The sequence below is a fragment of the Candidatus Infernicultor aquiphilus genome (assembly GCF_002784285.1).
GTDB classification, from domain to species: domain Bacteria; phylum Atribacterota; class Phoenicimicrobiia; order Phoenicimicrobiales; family Phoenicimicrobiaceae; genus Infernicultor; species Infernicultor aquiphilus.
In genome coordinates this window covers 1-1,043 of sequence record NZ_PFKO01000197.1, presented here as the reverse complement: position 1 = coordinate 1,043, position 1,043 = coordinate 1, and the positions used below count along the sequence as shown (strand labels likewise).

1 protein-coding gene and 1 pseudogene are annotated in these 1,043 nt (G+C 30.0%); both read right to left on the bottom strand.

Translation table 11 applies throughout. From position 1 onward, the window contains the following. The coding region (locus tag COZ07_RS05220) for a DnaB-like helicase C-terminal domain-containing protein (protein ID WP_406607524.1) at positions 1–684 on the bottom strand (684 nt) is incomplete at its 3' end. After that, positions 647–1,043 (bottom strand): annotated as a pseudogene (locus COZ07_RS05215) (hypothetical protein); the annotation flags it as partial. The pseudogene COZ07_RS05215 and the gene COZ07_RS05220, both read right to left, overlap by 38 nt.

Below are 1,043 nucleotides of genomic sequence, written 5' to 3'. Positions count from 1 at the left end.
TATATATAAAACTTTCTTATTTTGTTTTCCGCAAATATAAGAAAGGAAATTTAACAGTAGGGTAGATTTCCCTACTCCCTGAGCAGAAGCTATAATACTGTAGGTACCTCTCATAAAGCCCCCGGTAAATCTATCAAGTTTTGGAAAGCCAGTCTTAATCACCGGTAAGCTTTTTTGTGTTATATAATTTTCAAATTCTTCATCAACATCTAATTCATCTTTTTTTATAACAACCTTCCTCATACTGCTGTCATAAAAATTTCTTATCTCATCTACACCCTTTCCTTCCTCAACCATAATAGTTATCCTGTATGCTATATCCTGTAAGATTCTTTTATATGTTAGTTCTTTTAATTTTTTTAGCTGCAAATCAAATTGCGATGGTATAACTGAGTATTGCCTATTCACCAGGTGATAGAAGCTTATTTGTTTTCTTACCGCTGAAATATCAATTACATTTTCTTTTTTATATAAAGCATAAAAAATACTGTAAATATTAATAGCTACAGGTGAATAAAAATCATCTTCAGTTAAATATAAAATTTTATGTTGCAACTTAGGATTAAAAGCTATGTTTGCAAGTATATCTAATTCAAGTTCACCATCAAATATTGGTATGGTATTTATCCTGCCTGTTTTTAAAGCATTAAACTGTTCTGTATTTTTCTGAGGCATCTTCTTCATATTTTTCACTTTTTGTGCTTCCCCCTTTTTCCTGCCACCTGCTAAGCCAATTTGTTATAAACCGTCTATAGTTTTTCTTTTTCTTTTTTGGATTAGCAATAAGCCAGGATCTCATTTGCTTTAGTCCTAAATTAATATCACAAGCTGGATAAGCTTCTTTCCAGATATCTATATCTTCACTGGTTATATTTTCCCATTTGTTAGTTTCAAAAGTAAAATTTATAATTGCTTTAGCTTGAAGTGATTTATCACTCCGAGCAGTAGTATCTCTTGTATTATTTTCATTATTTATATTATTATCATTATTGTTAGTGTCTTTTTGTTGTATCGTTTTTGAACTTCTGTTGTCTTTCTGTTGT